Below are 20,104 nucleotides of genomic sequence, written 5' to 3' on the forward strand. Positions count from 1 at the left end.
GCCGACCCTGCGCATGATCCGCCGCCTCCGGCCAAGATCGGCCCGGTTGACCGCAACTCGACGCCCGTCCGCCTGTCACGCGGAGGTGCGAGGATGGTTCGAGCGCGTGAAAGGATCGACGATCATGGGCAGCGAAGCAGCCACGGCCCTGGCCAGTGCCCAGGCGCGCTCGATCCGCGACGACCTTCTCAACGCGGCGGCGGATATCGTCGATCGCCGCGACGGTCCGGGCGGCTTCGTGCGCGACCTGTTCGGGCGCACCTCGCCGGAGGATCTGGCGCCCTATACACCGGACGCCCTGGCCGATCTGGCGCTGGCCGCCCGTCAGCATCTGGCCGCGCCCCGCAGGGCCGGCGCCCCGTCGGACCTGCGCCTGTCCGATCTGACCGTCGACCGGGACGGCCGGCCACGTGAACTCACCGTCGTCGAAGTGGTCAACGACAACCGGCCGTTCCTCCTCGACTCGACGCTCGCCGAGTTGACCGAACAGGGGCTGACACCGCACCTCGTCGCCCACCCGATCCTTGGCGTGGAGCGCGACGCGGACGGCGACCTCGTGCGGGTGGTCGGCGAGACCACGGCGGACGCCCACGCGGCCTTCACGCGCGAGAGCTTCATCCATCTCCACCTCGACCGCCTCGATGCCGGCGAGGCCCGCGACCGCCTCGAGGCCGGCCTCACGGCCGTGTTCCGCGATGTCGCCCGCGCGACGGACGATGGAGACGCCATGCTGGCGCGCCTCGCCGCCCTGGCACAGGATTACGCGACGGGACGGACATCCCTGCCGGAGGCTGAAGTCCGGGAGGCGCACGCCTTCCTCGAATGGCTGCGCGATGGCCACTTCACGCTGCTGGGCCTGCGCGAGTACGACCTCACCGGCGGCACCCATGCGGTGGTGCCGGAGGCCAACCGGGGCGTCCTGCGCGACCCCGCCGTCGAAGTCCTGCGGCGCGGACGGACGCTCGCCGACGACACGCCCGAGATCCGCGCCTTCCTCGAAGAACCGCAGGCGCTCCTCGTCACCAAGGCGAGCGTGAAGTCGCGGGTCCACCGCGCCGCCCATCTCGACTATGTCGGAGTCAAGCTGTTTTCCCCGGACGGGACCTTGTCCGGCGAAGTCCGCCTCGTCGGCCTGTTCACGGCCGCCGCCTACACCGCCCTGGCACGCGAAGTCCCCTACCTCCGCGAAAAGGTCGCCGCCGTGGTCGCGAAGGCCGGCCTCGACCCGACGAGCCACGCCGGACGCAGCCTGCTCAACGTACTGGAGACCTATCCCCGCGACGACCTGTTCCAGATCACCGTCGATCGCCTCTACCGCTTCACACTCGCCATCGGCAGCCTCGCGGAAGGGCCGCGCATCCGCGTCCTGTCCCGGCCCGACCGCTTCGGCCGCTTCGTCTCGCTCCTCGTCTACGTGCCGAAGGACCGCTACGATTCACAGGTCCGCCTGCGCGTCGGCGCCTACCTCGCCAGGGAATACGGCGGCCGGCTCTCGGCGGCCTATCCGGACTTCCCCGAAGGCCCGCTCGCCCGGACCCACTACATCATCGGCCTGCCCGAGGACGGCGCGGCCGAGCGCGACCCCGCCAGCCTGGAGGCGGGGATCGGCGCCCTGGTGCGAACCTGGAGCGACGACCTGCGTCTCGCCCTCGCGGAGGCGATGCCCGGCCGGCAGGCCCGGGCGCTGGCCGCCCGCTACACAGACGCGTTCTCGGCCGCGTATCGCGAAAACTTCGCGCCCGCCGTCGCCATCGCCGACATCGCCATCCTCGAAGCCCTGAGCGAAGCGCGCCCGCGCGCCGTCGATATCGGCCGGCGCGACACCGACCCGGCTCACCAGATCCGCCTCAAGGTGTTTTCGCGGGGGGCATCGCTCTCCCTGTCCGACCGGGTGCCGGCCCTTGAGAATCTCGGCTTCCGGGTGATCAACGAGCGGACCTATCGCGTCCGGACCGGGGACGGGCCGGACGGTGCACAGGTCTGGCTCCACGACATGCTGCTGGAGCGGGCCACCGGGGCGCCCATCGACCGGGACCGGCTGGAAGCCCCCCTGGAAGCCGCGCTCCTCGCCATCGCGGCGGGCGAAGCGGACTCAGACGGCTACAACCGCCTCGTGCTGGAGGGCGACCTCGGCTGGCGCGATGTCGCCCTCCTGCGCGGCCTCGGGCGCTACCTGCGCCAGCTGCGAATCCGCTACGGGCAGGATTACCTCGCCGCGACCCTCAGCCTGCATCCGGCCATCGCCGGCCGGATCGTCGCCCTGTTCCACGCCCGGTTCGATCCGGCGGGACAAGAGGAGGCCGGGAAGGACCGCACGGCACGCGAAGCCGCCATCCGGGCGGAGATCGAGACGGCGCTGGGCGAGGTCACCAGTCTGGACGAAGACCGAATCCTGCGCCGCTTCGTCAATCTGGTCGAAGCCGCCGTACGGACGAACTTCTTCCAACGCCACGACGACGGCGGGATGCGCGAAACCATCGCGTTCAAGTTCGCCTGCGCCAAGGTGAACGGCATGCCCCTGCCACGCCCGTTCTTCGAGATCTTCGTCTACGCGCCGCGCCTGGAGGGCGTGCACCTGCGCTACGGCTACGTGGCCCGCGGCGGCCTGCGCTGGTCCGACCGGCCGGAGGATTTTCGGACCGAGATCCTGGGCTTGGTGAAGGCCCAGCAGGTCAAGAACGCCGTCATCGTGCCGGTGGGCGCCAAGGGCGGCTTCTTCCCCAAGCGCCTGCCGCCGGCCTCCGACCGCGAAGCCTGGCTCGCGGAAGGTACAGAGAGCTACCGCGTCTTCATCCGCACCCTGCTGGAACTCACCGACAACATCGTCGACGATGCGATCCGGCCGCCGGCCGACACGGTGCGCCACGATTCCGACGACGCCTACCTCGTGGTGGCGGCCGACAAGGGCACCGCCACCTTCTCGGACATCGCCAACGCCCTCTCCCTGGAGCGCGGCCACTGGCTCGGCGACGCCTTCGCCTCGGGCGGCAGCCAGGGTTACGACCACAAGCGCATGGGCATCACCGCGCGGGGCGCCTGGGAAGCGGTCAAGCGCCACTTCCGCGAGATGGATGTCGACGTCCAGGCCGACCCGGTCACCGTCGTGGGCGTCGGTGACATGTCGGGCGACGTGTTCGGCAATGGCATGCTGCTGTCGCGGAGCCTCCGGCTCGTCGCGGCCTTCGACCACCGCGACATCTTCCTCGACCCCGCGCCCGATCCGGCCGCGAGCTTCGCCGAGCGCCAGCGTCTGTTCGACCTCGGGCGTTCGAGCTGGCGCGACTACGACACCGGGCTGATCTCGACCGGCGGCGGCGTGTTTTCCCGCAGCCTGAAGACGATCCCCCTCTCGCCCGAGATCCAGGCCGTGCTGGGGTTCGAACGCGCCGAGGCGACGCCGGCCGAGGTGATGCAGGCGATCCTCAAGGCCCCCGTCGACCTCCTGTGGTTCGGCGGCATCGGCACCTATGTCCGCGCCGGCTCCGAGACCGACGAGGAGGCCGGCGACCGGGCCAACGACGCCGTGCGCATCACCGGTTCGGTCCTGCGTGTCAGGGTCGTCGGCGAGGGCGCCAATCTCGGCCTGACCCAGCGCGGGCGGATCGAGGCGGCGCGGGGCGGAATCCGCCTCAACACCGACGCCATCGACAATTCGGCCGGGGTGAACACCTCCGACGTCGAGGTGAACATCAAGATCGCCCTGATGGTGCCGGAGCGCGACGGACGCCTCGACGCGGCCGCCCGCAACGCGCTCCTCGTCGGCATGACCGACGAGGTCGCGGCCCTGGTCCTGCGCAACAACGAGCTCCAGACCCTGGCCCTGTCGCTCGCGCTGCGCCGCGGCGTCGGCGAGACCGGCTTCGCGGTTCGCACCCTCCAGGCCCTGGAGGCCGAAGGTCGCCTCGACCGGGCCGTGGAGTTCCTGCCCGACGATGCCGCCATCGCCGAGCGCATGCGCCGGGGCGAGGGTCTGACGCGGCCGGAATACGCCGTGGTTCTGGCCTACGCCAAGCTGTCGCTCTACGACGCGATCCTGGCGAGCCCGGTGCCCAATGACCCGTATTTCGACCGCGAACTGCAGCGCTACTTCCCGCAAGCCCTGCGCCGGCAGTTCCCCGATGCGGTGAAGGGCCACCGCCTGCGCCGCGAGATCATCGCCACGGCGCTGTCGAACATCATCGTCAACCGCGGCGGTCCCTCCCTCGTCACCCGCCTCATCGACGAGACCGGGGCGGATGCGGCCACCATCGCCAAGGCCTACGCGGTGACCCGCGACGCCTTCGGCCTGATGGAGCTCAATCTCGCCATCGATAAACTCGCCGGCGCCGTGCCGGGCCAGGCCCAGCTCGACCTCTACGCCGATGTGCAGGATCTGCTGACGGGCCGCATCGTGTGGTTCATCCGCAACCTCGACCTCTCGGGCAGCGTCGCGCCCCTGGTGGCACGCTACCGCGAAGGCATCGCCGCCGTGATGGCCGCACTTCCCGGGATTCTCGGCCCGGAGGCGAAGGGCGCCCTCGACGCCCGGCAGGCGGAACTCGTCGGACACGGCCTGCCTCCCGAGGCCGCTCAACGCCTCGCCTCCCTGGCCGCACTCGCCGCCGGCCCGGACATCGTCCGGGTGGCGGAGGATGGCGGGCAGCCGGTGGCCGGCATCGCGGCGACGCATTTCGCCCTCGCCCGGCATTTCAGCCTCGACGATCTCGTAGCCGCCGCGCGGAAGGTGCCGGTGGACGACACCTTCGACCGGGTCGCCCTGGAGCGGGCGATCTCCGGACTCTCCACCGCCCACCGCCGCCTCACGGCGGAGGTGGTGGCCGATGTCGGAACGGGGCCGGAGGCCGTGGAGGCCTGGAGCGCCGCGCGTGGCCCCGCCCTCACCCGCATCCGCAGTGCCGTCGAGGCCATCGCGGCCTCGGGCCTCACGGTGTCCAAGGCGACGGTGGCATCGAGCCTGCTCGCCGATCTCGCCCGGCCCTGACCGGGCGTTTGGAGCGGCCGGACGTTTCTCGTATCCCACGTGCCTGCTGCGGGATGAGGAACGGTGTTGGAACAGGCCCTACTGAGATGGATCGGCGACATGCTGTCGATCCGATCCGAAGTCTTCGCCGTCCTCGGGCTCGGCCTGTCCGTCGTCGTGACCATGCACGTGCTCCTGCGCAAGCGCGAGGTCGGGGGCGCCATCGGCTGGATCGGGCTCGCCTGGCTCTCACCGATGTTCGGGGCCGGGCTCTACGCCCTGTTCGGCGTCAACCGGGTGACGCGCCGGGCGCACAAGCTGCGCATCCGGCCCACACAAGCCGCCGGGTCCGCCGTCTCGCCCGACGACGATCCGACACCGCCGCCTCTGCCCCAAGCCTTCCGGCCCCTCGACCACGCCGTGCGGCTGATCACCCGGCTGCCCCTGCGGCCTGGTAATTCCGTCACCGTGCTGCGCAACGGCGACGCCGCCTATCCGGTGATGCTGGCGGAGATCGCCGCGGCTCGGGCCTCGGTGGCGCTCTCGAGCTACATCTTCCGCGACGACGCGACGGGCCGGGCCTTCTGCGACGCCCTCATCGAGGCGCATGGACGCGGCATCGCCGTTCGGGTGATCATCGACGGCATCGGCGGCGGCTACTTTCCACCCGGCATCACCCGGCGCCTGCAACGGGCCGGCGTGCCGGCGGGCCGATTCATGCACTCGGCCCTGCCCTGGCGCATGCCGTTCCTCAACATGCGGACCCACAAGAAGCTCCTCATCCTCGATGGCCGGACCGCCTTCACCGGCGGCCTCAACATCGCCGACGGCAACCGGGTTTCGCGGGCCCCGCCCCATCCGATCCGCGACACGCATTTCCGTCTCGAAGGGCCGGTGGTCGACCAGCTGGCGGCGGCGTTCGCCAGCGACTGGATCTTCGTGGCGGGCGAGGACCTGACCGGCGAGGCATGGTTCCCACGCCTCGCACCGGCCGGTACCATCCCGGCGCGGGTCGTCACCTCGGGACCGGACGCGGACCTGCGCAAGATCGAGCTCGTGATCCTCCAGGCCGTGGCCTGCGCCACACGCAGCATCCGCCTCTCGACACCCTACTTCCTACCGAACGAGATCCTGACCAGCGCCCTCTGCCTCGCGGCCAACCGGGGCATCCGCGTCGACATCGTCATCCCGAAGGTCAGCGACCACCGCTTCGTGGATTGGGCGACGCGGGCGCATGTCGATCCGCTCTTGCGCAGCGGGGTCCGGATCTGGCTCGACGCACCGCCCTTCGACCATTCGAAGCTCCTCGTCGTGGACGGGACGTGGTGCTTCATCGGCTCGGCCAACTGGGACATGCGCAGCTTTCGCCTCAACTTCGAGGTGAACGTCGAGCTGTACGATCCCGATCTCGCGGAGGCCCTCGACGCCATCATGCGCGCCAAGATGGAGGTCCGCCTGACGCGCGAGCACCTGGCTGCGCGCGCCTTGCCCGTGCGGCTGCGGGATGCGGGCGTCCGGTTGGCCCTGCCGTACCTGTGATCCAGCCTGGCTAGGGCCGGCGCGCGCGGCCCCTGAGGGACGCCGAGATCCGCATCGCGAACCGATCGAACGAGCTCCGTGCGGCGTCGCGGTCCGGCCGCCGCGCCTGCAGGGGGGTGGGCGACAGGTGGACGATGATGGGGCGGTGGTCCGAGGGGCCGCGCGGCAGGACCGCCGAGGCGTGGCAGGTGAGCCCACGCACGAGGCAGCGGTCGAGTCGCAAGGGAACCAGTCGAGCCATCGCATGGGTCGGAAGGCGCGGCCCGACATCCCGGAACCCGGCCAGCATGGGCGGGCCGACGAGGTTGTAGTCGCCGATCACCGCCGCGCAATCCGGTAGGTTCTCGGCGATCCGGCGCAACTGACGCCGGTTCAGCATCTGTCCGTGGGAGAGGTGCACATTGGCGACGCCGAACCCGCCGAGGTCGAGGATCTGGCAGACCCGGTCGAACATCGCCCCCGACGGCAGTTCGACGATGGTCGGTGGAGCGAGGAACGGCGTCGGGCTCCAAAGAGCCGGTCCATGGATTCGGCCCGGCAGGGGTGCCCAAGCATAATCCCCCCCCAGCCGGTCCTTCAGCCCGGCGATCTCCTTCGTAGCCTCCTGCATGAGCACGAGGTCGGGTTTCTCGCGCTCGATCAGGGTGGCGAGCACGGCGACGTTGGCCCCCGTGCGCCGCAGGAGATTCCAGCTCAGGATCTTACGCAAGCCGGGCCGATCGACCATCGGACTGGGATGGTCGGGGCGGCGCAGGGCGCGCTGCGCGAGGCGACGATCGTTGAGCATGGCGCCTTAACTGGACCGGGGCGTGACTTTGGGAAGGTGGCGCGCCGGTTCGACGGCCACACCGAGGCCTCAGCGTGCCTTGAGCACAGCCCGGCACGCCGCCGGCAGCGCCGCCATGGTCATCGGCGGCCGGGGCTTACCGGGCTTCGTCGATTTCGGCGGGTTCAGCACCGCGTCGCTGAACCAGTAGGCGAGCTCCTCGCCGCAGCCGTCGCCGCCGGGCGGTGGGGCCTGGTCGCCGCACTGGTCCTGCCCCGCCGGGCAGGCGAGGCGGATGTGGTAGTGGTAGTTGTGCCCGTACATGGGCCGCACCTTGGACAGCCAGGCACGGTCGCCACCGGCCTCGCGGCACAGGGCCTTCTTGATCGCCGGATTGACGAACAGGCGCGCCACCTCGGGCTGCTGCGCCGTGAGGCGGATGAGCTTTAGGTGCTCGGGCGCCCACACCCCTGGGTCGATGTCGAGGCGGTCGGCCCGGACGACGTTGGTGGCGGAGGTCTCTTCGCGCTCGCGCCGGCTCATGCGGTGGTCCGGCATCGGGGTCAGCCAGATGTCGGCATCGAGACCGAGCTGGTGCGAGGCGTGGCCGGTCAGCATCGGGCCGCCGCGCGGCTGCGACATGTCGCCGACGAGGAGGCCGGGCCAGCCGACCCGCGGCGCCTTGGCGGCCAGCCGCTCCAGGAAGTCCACCAGGGGCGGGGTGCCCCACATGCGATTGCGCGACAGGCGCATCACCTGCCAGGTCGGCCCGTCCACCGCCAGGGCTTCGCCACCCGAGAAACAGCCCTTGGCATAGGAGCCGTACGCATGCGCGGGGCCGGGCGCCGGCGATGTCGCCCGGCCGAACAGGGCCTTGGCGGGGGTGCCGGGCGCGTCGGGATCGGCGAGGGGCGGCAGGGGCTTCGGGTCGAGGGTTCCCCGATCCTGAGCCTGCGCGGCCGTGCCGAGGGCGAGGATCGCGAGGGTCGCGAGGCGGATCGGACGAAGGGACCGGCGAAGGGACAGGGGCTTACGCTCCAGGCACGGGAATGAAGGGTGGGTTCGCGAGGCTAGCCCATCGGCGGCGGCGGCGCGACCGCGTGTGCGCAACAAAACCTTCGGCGCGCCGCGGCACGCGGGCCGGAAACCGACATTCGACCGAGGGGCGGCGCGGGACGTTCACTCGGCGGGCGCGACGGCGATGCGGATCGTATCGGCCTCGGCCCCGCTCACCACGATGGTGATGGGCACGGCGCCGAGCTGGAAGCGAACGCTCTTGGCGAGGACCGCGCAACCCGGTCGCATGGTGTGGGCCACCGGGGACCGCGGGGTCTTGCCATCCTGGCTGACATCGATCCAGGCGCGGTCGGACAAGGTGACCTGATACAGGCCCGGCGTGACCGGAGCCGGAACGGTCAGCACGCCGCCATAGGTCCCGGGCTTCGCTTCGCGGGAGGGCGGAAACGGCGGTGCGACCTCCGCCTGCGGCTTCAGACCGAGCAGGGCGCCCGGCATCCCCACCGGCAGGGTGCCGCCGCTCGCCACCTGCGGCAGGCCGGGCGCCGCGAACCACGCCTGCTCGCGCAGGAGCGCCCAGTCGAAGCCCGTGCAGGCCGCCGAATCGGCCGAGGCGCCGGGTGGTACTTCGGCGGACCGGGCCGGCTCCTGTGCCTCGGCGGTGCCCGCTGCGAGGAGCAGGACGGCGGCGGCGATGCGCATCCGCCTCAAACCGACGCCACGGATAGATCCGTCCGGGTGCCGATCTGGTTCTCCGGAATATCGCATTCACCAAGCCCCATGAATCCCGGCCTCCGCCCGCCGGCCCAGGTCCGACGTTTCCCACGCGAGACCGCCTGCCCACGCGAGACTGCCGCGAGGGCCGGCACGGCACAAGCCCGCGACCGACGTCAGCCCTCGCCGTCCGTTTCCCGGTCGGTTTCCTCCTCGGAGATCAGCCGGCGCACGCCCCAGGCTCCCAGGGCCGCATTGAGATCGTCGAGCACGAAGTGGCGCGCGCTGTCGCGATCGTAGCCGTCGTCCAGGAGGGCATCGTAGTCGGTGAAGACGTGCCGGCCATAGGCCACGAGGCAGAGCCAAGCGGCCGTCTCCGGAGCCGCCCCGCGCAGACCGGGACTCGCCAGTGCCCGGTCGAGGATCGCGCCGGCCTCGAATTCGGGCAGGCGGGGCGCGAGGCGCAGCAGGGCGGCCGCCACCGCCTCGCGCCGGTTCAAGTGCCGGTCCATGAAGCACTCCAGGAACCAGTCCGTGGGGCGCTCGCCCGGTTCACCACTCGTGGTGCCCGGCGATGGTTCGGTCGGTGAGGGCCATGAGCAGACCCGAGACCACGAAGACCATGTGAACGCCCACCCGCCAGTACAAGTCGCGATCGCTCATCGCCTTCAGGTCCATGAACGCCTTCAGCAGCGAGATCGCCGAGATGGCCACGATGGATGAGACGAGCTTCAGCTTGAGCGCGGTGAAGTCGATGGTGCCCATCCAGGCGGGCCAGTCCTTGTGGTCCGCATGGTCGATCTTCGAGACGATGTTCTCGTAGCCGGAGAACATGACGATGATGAGCAGCGAGGCCGTCAGCGAGAGGTCGACCATGGTCGGGACGCCGAGCACCACCTGCGATTCGGTGGCGTCCCACATGTGCAGGACGAAATGGGCCAGCTCCCGGAGGAGCTTGACCAGCAACACCACGATGCCGATGCCGAGGGCCGCGTAGAACGGGGCGAGAAGCCACCGGCTCGCGAACCGCACCCGCTCGAAGATCCGCTCCACCATCCGTGTTCGTCCCCGCCGCGATCGAGCCGGGCATGTGGCATGGGGGTAAGGACCCGGCAAGCCTGCCGCGCCGGCAGCGGATCGCCGGGGGCCGTAGGAAGCGGACCGGGCCAGCACAAGCCCTGGCCCGGCCTTCGCTTGCCCCAACGCGAAAACCCGGGTGCGTGAAACATTTTGTAGTGAAGTGTTCGATAATGATATTGATAGAGGTGACAGTTCGCCCGTTTCGGGACTGGAACGTGCGCCATTGCGAGCGGACGCACGCGTGACACAGGAATCCTCCGTTCTCGTCATCTCGGACCGCCCGGAGCAGGCGGGTCTCCTCGTGCAGGCGATCGACACCGTCGTCGCCTGCCGGCAGATCGCGGCCGGGGCGGGAATGCCGGCGCAGCGCCCCCTGCTCGCGGTGGTGGACGTCAGCCGCGATGAGGCGGCGGCCGAGGCCTGGGTCGCCCGCCTGCATGGCCTGCGTATCCCGAGCCTGCAACTCGCCCTCCAGCCCATGACGACGCGCCCGGCCCCGACGCGGTTCCTGCCCACCGACACGCCGCGCAAGACCGTGCTCGCGGCGGTCTTCAGTCTCATGGATGTCGTCCAGACCGCCCGGACACGGGCTTTCGACCGCACGGCCCGCTTTACCGCCAAGGCCGATCTGGCCAATCGCGCCGTGGGCGAGGCCTTCGATGCGGCACGCCGCGGTGAAGCCGTCTCCCCTGCCGCCGTCGATGCCGGCACCGAGGTGATCCTCGAAACGATCTCCGAATGCGGCATCCGGACCTGGCTCGAGGTCATCGGCAGTTACGACCAGCAACTCTACCAGCACTCCCTGAGCGTGGCCGGCTATGCCGCCGCCTTCGCGGGCGGGTTGAAGCTCGCCCGGGCCGACCAGATGCGTCTGGCCCGCGCCGCCCTGCTGCACGATATCGGAAAATCACGGATCCCCCTGGCGATCCTCAACAAGCCCGGCCGGCTCAGCCCCGACGAGATGGCGGTGATGCGCACCCATCCCTCCGTCGGCGCCAATCTCCTGGAAGCGCAGGGGGGGTTCGACGCGAACATGCTCGCCGTGGTGCGACACCACCACGAGATGCTCGACGGCAGCGGGTATCCGGACGGCCTGTCGGCGCAGGAGATTCCCGACCTCGTGCGCCTCGTCACCATCTGCGACATCCATTCCGCCCTGACGGAGCGGCGGGCCTACCGCGATCCGCTGCCTCACGAGGAGGCGCACGAGATCATGCGGGACATGGGTCCGAAACTCGACGTCGACCTCCTGCGCGCCTTCCGCAGCGCCGTCGTCGCGCCCCTCGCGAAAGTGCCGGCCACGTGAGGGGCCGCGCCCTCGCGCGGGTTGACCGATCGGACCGCGAGCGCGTACGGAACACGCTGCCGGGGGAGGATCACAGTAAGCCATGAGGCAGAAAGCGTATTCATTCTTCTCGATACGCTCGCGACGTATTCAAAAGCTGTTCGATCCCGGCTATTATACTGCCCAGTACCCTGATGTCAGCGATTACGGTGGCGGTCCGCTGGATCATTATCTCCGGCACGGATTCCGCGAGGGCCGCGACCCGGCGCCGAACTTCTCGACCCTGTACTACAAGGACAGGTACCTCAAGACCGCCGGGATCGAGCGGAACCCCCTCGAAGCCCATGTCGAGGCGGGGGCGGCCCGTGCCGGCCGACAGACCTGGCCGGCAACGCCCGAGGCGTTCCACGCCGTACAGGCCGATGTGGTCCGCCCCTATTTCGACGCGCGGTACTACGGCTCGCTCACGGGTATCGTCGATCCCGAAACGGCCCTCCTCGATTATCTGGCGGTGGGGTGGCGGCGGGGCCTCGACCCGCGCCCGGATTTCGACGGGACCGCCTATCTCCACGCCCACCCGCAGGTCCGCCTGCTGAACGTCAGTCCCTTCTATCATTACGTCTCGACGAATACGGCACCGGCCTTCGGGCAGGCCCATGGCGACCGGACCCCCCTCTCCGACATCGTCGCGGCCATTCGACCGGAGTTCGATGCCGCCCATTACCGGGCGAGCTACGCCGACGTGGCGGCCTCGGGGATGGACCCCGCGACCCACTATGCCAGCCACGGCTGGAAGGAGGGCCGCGATCCGACGGAGCTGTTCTGGACATCGTACTACGTCAGGACCAATCCCGATCTGATCCTCAGCGGCACCAATCCGTTCTTCCACTACCTGCGCTTCGGCCGGGCGGAGGGGCGCAAGCCCAACCCCCTCGGCAACACCAAGTGGCCACCGACCCGGGCACCCAGTGCCGCCGAATGGGATGCGGTCCCGGCCGCCGCCGCCCTCGACGCCGCCCGGGTCGTCGTGGTGGTGCCGGTCTACAAAGGCTACGACGAGACCTTGCGCGCGCTCCACGCGGTGCTGGCGGAGCCGCAGGCGGCGCCCTTCGCTCTCCTCGTGCTCAACGACCGCAGTCCCGATGCGCCCCTGACGGATGCCTTGCGGGCGCTCGCCGCGCGGGGCCTGTTCACCTACTACGAGAACCCAACCAACCTCGGCTTCGTCGGCACCATCAACCGCGCCCTCGACATGACGGGCGCGCGGGACGTGATCCTGCTCAACAGCGACACCATCGTGTTCGGCGACTGGATCGACCGCCTGCTCGCCCATGCGGCGCGCGATCCACGGGTCGGCACGATCACGCCGTTTTCCAACAACGCGACGATCTGCAGCTATCCCGATTCCGACCGCAACAACACGGTTGCCCTCGAACTCTCGCCCCGGGCCCTCGACGCAGGGGCGGCGGCCGCCAATGCGGGCCGCTGGGTCGAGGTGCCGACGGGTGTCGGCTTCTGCTTCTACATGCGCGGATCGCTCATCGCGCAGCTCGGCCCCCTCGACGCGGACGCCTTCGGCAAGGGCTACGGCGAAGAGAACGATTACTGCATGCGCGTCCTCAAGGCGGGCGGACGCAACATCCTCGCGGCGGACGTGTTCGTCTACCATTCGGGCAAGGTGTCGTTCTCGGAGGTCTACGATTCCGAGTATACGCAGGGCCAGGCCGCGCTGCTTGCCAAGCACCCCGATTATACCCTGCGCATCGAGCGCTTCGTCGCCACCGATCCGGCCGCCGACGTGCGTCTCAACCTGGATCTCTACCGTCTGGCGCGGGCGGCGGGACCGCGCGCCGCGGTGTTCGTCGTCCACGCCAAGGGTGGGGGCGCCTCAGTCCATGCCGATCACCTCGCCGGGCGCCTCGCCGACGAGGGGGTCCGCGTCGTCACCCTCACGGTGACCGAGGGAGCCTACGTCGAGGTCGGGCTTTTCGGCGCGGAAGGCCCCTACACCCCATCCCTGCGCGCCTTGTCGGTGCACGACGACTACCGCATCCTTGCGCGATTCCTTTCCTGGCTTGGCCCGCTCTTCATTCACGTTCACTCGTTCTACGGCCTCGACGGGACGGCCGTACCCGTCCTGATGGACCTGATCGAGGCCGCCCCCGGGCAGACCGTCGTCACCCTGCACGATTACTCCAGCGTCTGCCTGCGCAACCATCTCGTGACCCGCGAGGGGCTGTATTGCGGATTGCCGGGCGGGCGCCCCTGCGCCGATTGCGATTGCGCCGAAGCCAGACCGGGCCAGGACCGGATGGCCCGCTACGGCGTGTTCTACCGAGCGGCCGACCGTCTCCTCGCCCCGTCGCAGGATGTCGCGACCCGCATCGAAGCGATCTTCGGGCCGCTCGCCATCACGGTCGCCCCCCACGAGGAAGATCTGCCCACGCCTGCCCCGCGCGCGGCACCGCGCGGTGGTTCCGTCCGCCGGATCGGGGTGCTCGGCGCCATCGGCGCGCACAAGGGATCGAACGTGATCCATGCCCTGGCCCGCGACGCCAGACGGCGAGGTCTCGCCATCGACTTCACCATCGTCGGCTATTCCGACATTCCGCAGAAGATGGACGCCATCGGCATCGCCGAGACGGGGCGCTACGCGGGCAGCGAGGAAGCCCTGGCCCTTCTCGCCCAGCACGAGATCGACCTGATCCTGATCCCATCGATCTGGCCGGAAACCTACTGCTACACCCTGTCCATCGCCTTGGTCTCGGGACTTCCCGTAGCGGTGTTCGACCTTGGTGCGCCGGCCGACCGCCTGCGCGCCGCGGGCGCCGGCCATTGCCTCGATCCCGCCCTCGCCAACGATCCAGGCCGGCTCAACGATTGCCTGCTGTCCCTCGATCTCTCCGATACTTCGTCGGCAAAAGTGCCGACCAACATCAGATTTGCCAGCTATCGGTCCCTGCTGCGGGACTATTATTCGGTCACCCGGGACGATAAGGCTGCGCCACCGCCGAGGGCGAAGGACATCACCGCATGAAGATCGCCATGATCGGCGCCGGATATGTCGGGCTCGTCTCCGGGGCCTGTTTTGCCGATTTCGGCCATACCGTGTGCTGCGTCGACACCGATCCGGCCAAGATCCTCGCCCTCGAGGCCGGGCGCATCCCGATCTTCGAGCCGGGCCTCGACGCCCTCGTGGCCGACAACGTCCGCCACAACCGGCTGACCTTCGCAACGGATGTCGCGCAGGCCGTGGCCCAGGCAGAGGTGGTGTTCATCGCCGTCGGCACGCCGTCCCGGCGCGGCGACGGTTTCGCCGACCTGTCCTACGTTCACGCCGCCGCCCGCGACATCGCCGGCTCGCTCTCCGGCTACACCGTGGTGGTGACGAAATCGACGGTGCCAGTGGGAACCGGCGACGAGGTCGAACGCATCATCCGCGAAGCTCGGCCCGACGCCGCGTTCGCCGTTGTCTCCAACCCGGAATTCCTCCGCGAGGGCGCGGCGATCTCGGATTTCAAGCGGCCCGACCGCATCGTCATCGGCGCCGAGGACGAACGCGCGGCATCGGTGATGCGCGAAGTCTACCGGCCGCTCTACCTCAACCAGGCCCCGATCCTCGTCACCGGCCGGCGGACGGCCGAGCTGACGAAATACGCCGCCAACGCGTTCCTCGCCACCAAGATCACCTTCATCAACGAGATCGCGGATCTCTGCGAGCAGGTGGGTGCCAATGTGCAGGAGGTCGCGCGCGGCATCGGTCTGGACAACCGCATCGGCGGCAAATTCCTGCATGCCGGGCCGGGCTACGGCGGCTCGTGCTTCCCGAAGGATACCCTGGCGCTGGTCAAGACCGCGCAGGATTGCGGCACCCCCCTGCGCCTCGTCGAAGCCGTCGTGTCCGTCAACGACCAGCGCAAGCGCGCCATGGCCCGCAAGATCGCGACCGCCTGCGGCGGTTCCGTGCGCGGCAAGACCATCGCGCTCCTCGGGCTGACCTTCAAGCCCAATACCGACGACATGCGCGATGCGCCCTCCCTCGCCATCGTCGCCGGGTTGCAGGATGGCGGCGCCAGGGTCAGGGCCTACGATCCGGAAGGCATGGCGGGCGCCCGCGCGCTGATGCCCGACATCGCCTACGCCGAGGATCCCTACGCTTGCGCGGCCGGAGCGGACGCCCTCGTCATCGTGACGGAGTGGAACGCGTTTCGCGCCCTCGACTGGGCCCTGCTCTCCGAGCGCATGCCCGGCCGCACGGTGGTCGATCTGCGCAACGTCTACCGACCGGACGATGTCGCTCGGCACGGTTTCCGCTACGTCGGGATTGGCGTGCCCGGCGCCGAGGCCGCCACCGGTCCCTGACGGTCTTTCGGACAATACCCCATGTGCGGCATCGCCGGGATCGCCGATCCACGCCTCTCGCCCGGCCGCCTCGCGGATGAAGCCGGCCGCATGGCCGATGCGCTCAGCCATCGTGGGCCGGACGGACGGGGTGTGTGGGGCGAGGGTGGCGTCGCGCTCGGCCATCGGCGCCTCGCCATCCGCGATCTCAGCCCCGCCGGGGCCCAGCCCATGCCCTCGCGCGACGGTCGCTGGGTGCTGACCTACAATGGCGAACTCTACGGAACGCACGACGCGCGTGCCGCGCTGGCCTCGGCCGGACATGCCTTCGCCGGGCAATCCGACACCGAGATCCTCGTCGAACTCATCGCCCGGCACGGCGTCGCCGGAGCCCTCGCCGGGGTCGAGGGCATCTTCGCCTTCGCGGCCTACGACCGGGCGGAGGGCTGCCTCTGGCTCGCCCGCGACCGGATGGGGGTGAAGCCGCTGTTCTACGCGGCCACGGGCGAGCGCCTGCTGTTCGGCTCGACCCTGGCGGCCCTGACGGCCTGCGAGGCTGCGGATTTCACCATCGATCCAGCGGCCGTGTCGAGCCTGCTGCGCCACGGCTACGTGCCGGCACCGGGGTCGATCTATCTCGGCGTCAGGAAGCTCGAACCCGGTCACCTGCTCTCATGGCGTCCCGGCGAGGGGCCCTCCGTCGCTCCCTATTGGAGCCTCGACGCGGTCATCGCGGCCGGTCGCGCCGATCCGTTCGCGGGCTCGGACGCCGACGCCATCGAGACACTCGAAGGCCTGCTCACCGGTGCCGTGCGTCGCCAGATGGCCAGCGACGTGCCGCTCGGTGCCTTCCTGTCGGGGGGCATCGATTCCTCCCTCGTCGCCGCCCTCATGGTCGGCGCCCGAGGGGCGCCCAGAACCTTCGCGGCGGGCTTTACCGACGATCCCCGTTTCGACGAGAGCGGCCACGCGGCGGCCGTCGCCCGCCATCTCGGTACGGACCACACCACCATCCCGGTGCGCGAGGCCGACGCCCTCGCCCTCGTCGCCCGCCTGCCGGAGATCTACGACGAGCCCCTGGCCGATCCCTCGGGCCTGCCCACCGCCCTCCTCTGCGCCGCGACCCGGCGAGCGGGCCTCACCGTCGCCCTATCGGGGGATGGCGGCGACGAGCTGTTCGCCGGCTATGACCGCTACGCCCTGGCCACCCGCTTCGCCGATCGCATCGAACCAATTCCGAGGTTCCTGCGGCGAGCGGCGGCCGGGGCCGCCGGGCGGATGCCGCAAGCCGCCCTGGCCCTCGCCGCGCGCGCCCTTCCCCCTCCGTGGGGCGGCCCCGACGCCCCCGACCGCCTGCGCAAGGCCGCCGCACAGCTGCCCGGCGACGGCTTCGCCTTCTATAGCCGGCTTCTCACCCTCAATCCGGACGCCCGCACTCTGGCGAATGGCGTGTCCGGTGTCCCGAGTCCGATGGACTGGCCCGGCGCGGGCTCGCTCCTCGACCGGATGCGCCGCCTCGACACCCTCGCCTACCTGCCCGACGATGTGCTGACCAAGGTCGACCGCGCCAGCATGGCGGCGGGGCTCGAGGCCCGGGTGCCCCTCCTCGACCGTTCGGTGGTCGAATTCGCGTGGCGCCTGCCGCCGCACCTCCTCGTGCGCGATGGCCGCCGCAAATGGCTCTTGCGCGAGGTGCTCGCCCGGCACGTGCCCCGCATCCTTTTCGAGCGGCGCAAGCAGGGTTTCGCCCCGCCGCTGGCCTCCTGGCTGCGCGGCCCCTTGCGGGCCTATGCCGGAGACCTTCTGCTGAGTCCCGACCTCGGCGGCGGACTTCTCGACCGAGCACGGGTGCGTGCCCTGTTCGCGGAGCATCAGACGGGCACCCGCAACCATGCCGTCGGCCTCTGGCCGATCCTCGCCTTCGAGGCATGGCGGCTGGCGTCGGGCGCGCGCCCGGCCCACAAGGACGGATAGCGGAACGAGCGGGGATCGCCATGGGCGAACGGATCACCATCACGGCCGGGGACGGCACGCAGGCGGTCATCGCCACACACGGCGCCGAGCCGGTCTCTTGGCATGTCGGCGGCACCGAGTACCTCTGGAGCGGCGACCCGGTCCACTGGGATCGCCACGCCCCCTGGCTCTTTCCCGTGGTCGGTGCCTCGACCAACGGGGCTGTGACGGTGGCGGGCCAATCCTACCCCATGGCCCAGCACGGCTTTGCCCGCGATCTGCCGTTCACGGTTCTGGAGCGCACGGACGACAGCGTGACCCTGCGCCTGGAGGAGAGCGCGGCGACGCTCACGCATTATCCGTTCCCGTTTCGCCTGGACATCACCGCCCGGGTCGGCCCCGGCATCCTCGACTTCGAGATCTGGATCGAGAACACCGGCCCGGCACCGATGCCCTACGCACTCGGCTTCCACCCGGCCTTTCCGTGGCCCTTCGCCGGCGGCGAGCGGGCGGCGGACGGTGGCTACCGCGTTGATTTCCAGAATCCCGAGCGCCCCCTGGTGCCGGAGGTCGGCGCGGGCGGCCTGCTCCTGCGCAAGGAGCGGGCGATCCCCCTCCAGGGCGCGACCCTGCCCCTCGCCCCTGACCTGTTCACCGAGGCCCTAGTGCTGCGCGACGCCGCCAGCGAATGGATGCGGTTCAGCGCGCCCGACGGCAGCGCAATCCGTATGGAAGTCTCGGATTTCCCGCATCTCGCCGTGTGGACGAAACCGACCGCGCCGTTCCTGTCCCTCGAATGCTGGACCGGTCATGCCGATTGGGCCGGCTATGCCGGAGAACTGGCGCGCCGCGACTCCCAGCGCCTCCTGGCGCCGAAAGGCCGTGCCCGCCACGGCGTCACCCTGTCCCGCGAGGCCGCCGCCCCATGAGCACCTTTTCCGCCGACGCCTGGGCCGCCAATGCAACGGCCTACGAGACGATCCGCACCATGCCGTTCAACGCCGAGCTCGCCGCCGGAACCTTGAGCCGGGCCCGGTTCACCCATTACATCGTCCAGGACGCGCATTATCTCACGGGTTTCGGTCGGGCTCTCGCCCTCGCCGCCGCCAAGGCGCCGCATCCCGACCGCATCGTCCAGTTCGCCCGCGCCGCCGAGACCGCCATCGTGGTCGAGCGTGCCCTGCATGGCGGGTTCTTTCGCGATTACGGCATCGAACCCGAGACCTTCGCGGCGACGCCCCTGTCGCCGCCCTGCGATCACTACGTCTCCTACCTGCTCGCCACCGCTTACGCCGAACCCTACGAAGTGGTGCTCGGCGCGCTCCTGCCGTGCTTCTGGATCTATGCCGAGGTCGGCAAGGATATCTTTTCCCGGGCCGGGGCCGACAACCCGTATCGGGCCTGGATCGATACTTATGCGGGCGAGGAGTTCGGCGAGGCGGTGGCCGAGATGATCGCCGCCACCGACGAGGCGGCGGTCGACGCCTCGCCGAAGATCCTGGCCCGCATGCACCACGCCTACGCCCAGGCGACCCGCCTCGAATGGCTGTTCTGGGACGGGGCCTACCGCGAGGCGGTCTGGCCGGTCTGAACCGCCTCGTATCTCAGGCGATGGAGCGCAGCACGCCGCCATCGACCCGCAGGGCGGCACCGCTCGTGGCGCTCGCCGCCGGGCTGCAGACGTACGCAACCATGTTGGCGACTTCGTCCACCGTGGCGAGGCGGCCGATGAGGGAGGTCGGGCGATGCTCCTTGACGAAAGCACGGCCCAGCGCATCGAGGTCTGCTTCGCCTGAGCCTGGCGCCATCGCCTTCATGAAGTCGGCGACACCTTCCGACAGGGTCGGGCCGGGCAGGACGCTGTTCACCGTGACACCGGTGCCGGAGACGGTCTCGGCCAAGCCTCGCGAAATCGCGAGCTGGGCCGTCTTCGTCATCCCGTAATGGACCATTTCCACGGGGATGTTCAGAGCGGATTCGGAGGCGATGAACACCACCCGGCCCCAGCCGCGGGTCACCATGCGGGGGGTATAGGCGCGCGACAGGCGGATGCCGCTCATCACGTTGGTGTCGAAGAAGCGCTGCCAATCCTCGTCCGGTATCTCGAAGAACGGCTTCGGCTCGAAGATGCCGGTGTTGTTGACGAGGATGTCCACGTCCGGGAGGCCCGCGACGAGGCGGTTGGCTCCATCCGCCGTCGAAATGTCGCCAGGGGCCGCGATGAAGGCGTGGGTTCCGGTCTCGGCCTTCAGACGCGTGATCGCGGCAGCGACGCGGTCCTGGGCCCGCCCGTTGATGGCGACGGTGGCACCGAGTTCCGCGAGGGCCTTGGCGATGGCGTAGCCGATGCCACCGGTCGAGCCGGTGACGAGTGCGCGCTTTCCGGTCAGATCCAAGTTCATGGCAGGTGTCCTTGCTTGGGAGGATGCCGGGTCAACGCACGAAGGTG

14 protein-coding genes are annotated in these 20,104 nt (G+C 70.0%); 8 read left to right on the plus strand and 6 right to left on the minus strand.

What is annotated here, in order from left to right; genetic code table 11:
* Positions 1–124 precede the first annotated feature (124 nt).
* Both ASF27_RS12215 and ASF27_RS12220 read left to right on the plus strand, forming a co-directional pair.
* Positions 125–4,981, plus strand: a complete 4,857-nt coding sequence (locus tag ASF27_RS12215) for an NAD-glutamate dehydrogenase (protein WP_056360451.1) — start codon at positions 125–127, stop codon at positions 4,979–4,981.
* Positions 4,982–5,047: 66 nt separating this feature from the next.
* Positions 5,048–6,499 (plus strand): phospholipase D-like domain-containing protein, encoded by a 1,452-nt coding sequence (locus tag ASF27_RS12220; RefSeq protein ID WP_056360454.1) that lies wholly within the window; start codon positions 5,048–5,050, stop codon positions 6,497–6,499.
* A 10-nt stretch (positions 6,500–6,509) separates the two neighbouring features.
* Here the strand turns inward: ASF27_RS12220 and ASF27_RS12225 are convergent, their stop codons facing one another.
* The 5 genes from ASF27_RS12225 to ASF27_RS12245 all read right to left on the minus strand — a co-directional run bounded on the left by ASF27_RS12225 (position 6,510) and on the right by ASF27_RS12245 (position 10,052).
* Positions 6,510–7,226: an endonuclease/exonuclease/phosphatase family protein gene (locus ASF27_RS12225; protein ID WP_156467524.1), complete on the minus strand. Its 717-nt coding sequence runs from the start codon at positions 7,224–7,226 to the stop codon at positions 6,510–6,512.
* 129 nt (positions 7,227–7,355) lie between these two features.
* A complete protein-coding gene (gene mepA, locus ASF27_RS12230) occupies positions 7,356–8,264 on the minus strand; it encodes a penicillin-insensitive murein endopeptidase (RefSeq protein ID WP_156467525.1) in 909 nt (302 codons plus the stop codon).
* A gap of 180 nt (positions 8,265–8,444) precedes the next feature.
* Positions 8,445–8,984, minus strand: a complete 540-nt coding sequence (locus ASF27_RS12235; RefSeq protein WP_056305556.1) for a hypothetical protein — start codon at positions 8,982–8,984, stop codon at positions 8,445–8,447.
* 188 nt (positions 8,985–9,172) lie between these two features.
* Positions 9,173–9,508 carry a DUF2293 domain-containing protein gene (locus tag ASF27_RS12240; protein WP_056305555.1) on the minus strand — a complete coding sequence of 112 codons (336 nt, stop codon included), beginning with the start codon at positions 9,506–9,508 and terminating at the stop codon, positions 9,173–9,175.
* 40 nt (positions 9,509–9,548) lie between these two features.
* The gene (locus ASF27_RS12245) at positions 9,549–10,052 is read right to left on the minus strand and encodes a TIGR00645 family protein (protein WP_056360457.1); all 504 of its coding nucleotides are present in this window, start codon (positions 10,050–10,052) and stop codon (positions 9,549–9,551) included.
* Positions 10,053–10,317: 265 nt separating this feature from the next.
* On the opposite strand from ASF27_RS12245, the gene ASF27_RS12250 reads away from it, so the two are divergent.
* From ASF27_RS12250 to ASF27_RS12275, 6 genes are all read left to right on the plus strand, one after another.
* Positions 10,318–11,382 (plus strand): HD domain-containing phosphohydrolase, encoded by a 1,065-nt coding sequence (locus tag ASF27_RS12250; protein WP_056360460.1) that lies wholly within the window; start codon positions 10,318–10,320, stop codon positions 11,380–11,382.
* Positions 11,383–11,464: 82 nt separating this feature from the next.
* Entirely contained in the window at positions 11,465–14,398 is a 2,934-nt protein-coding gene (locus tag ASF27_RS12255; protein ID WP_056360465.1) for a glycosyltransferase, read from the plus strand.
* Positions 14,395–15,723 (plus strand): UDP-glucose/GDP-mannose dehydrogenase family protein, encoded by a 1,329-nt coding sequence (locus ASF27_RS12260; RefSeq protein WP_056176613.1) that lies wholly within the window; start codon positions 14,395–14,397, stop codon positions 15,721–15,723. The genes ASF27_RS12255 and ASF27_RS12260 overlap by 4 nt, the downstream gene beginning before the upstream one ends.
* A gap of 21 nt (positions 15,724–15,744) precedes the next feature.
* Positions 15,745–17,676 carry an asparagine synthase (glutamine-hydrolyzing) gene (asnB, locus tag ASF27_RS12265; protein ID WP_056360468.1) on the plus strand — a complete coding sequence of 644 codons (1,932 nt, stop codon included), beginning with the start codon at positions 15,745–15,747 and terminating at the stop codon, positions 17,674–17,676.
* 20 nt (positions 17,677–17,696) lie between these two features.
* Entirely contained in the window at positions 17,697–18,584 is an 888-nt protein-coding gene (locus ASF27_RS12270) for an aldose 1-epimerase family protein (protein ID WP_056360470.1), read from the plus strand.
* Entirely contained in the window at positions 18,581–19,246 is a 666-nt protein-coding gene (locus ASF27_RS12275) for a TenA family protein (protein WP_056360473.1), read from the plus strand. The genes ASF27_RS12270 and ASF27_RS12275 overlap by 4 nt, the downstream gene beginning before the upstream one ends.
* 13 nt (positions 19,247–19,259) lie before the next feature.
* Here ASF27_RS12275 and ASF27_RS12280 read toward each other — a convergent pair whose 3' ends face one another.
* A complete protein-coding gene (locus ASF27_RS12280; protein ID WP_056360476.1) occupies positions 19,260–20,057 on the minus strand; it encodes an SDR family NAD(P)-dependent oxidoreductase in 798 nt (265 codons plus the stop codon).
* Positions 20,058–20,104 lie beyond the last annotated feature (47 nt).

The organism is Methylobacterium sp. Leaf102 (assembly GCF_001422425.1).
GTDB lineage: Bacteria > Pseudomonadota > Alphaproteobacteria > Rhizobiales > Beijerinckiaceae > Methylobacterium.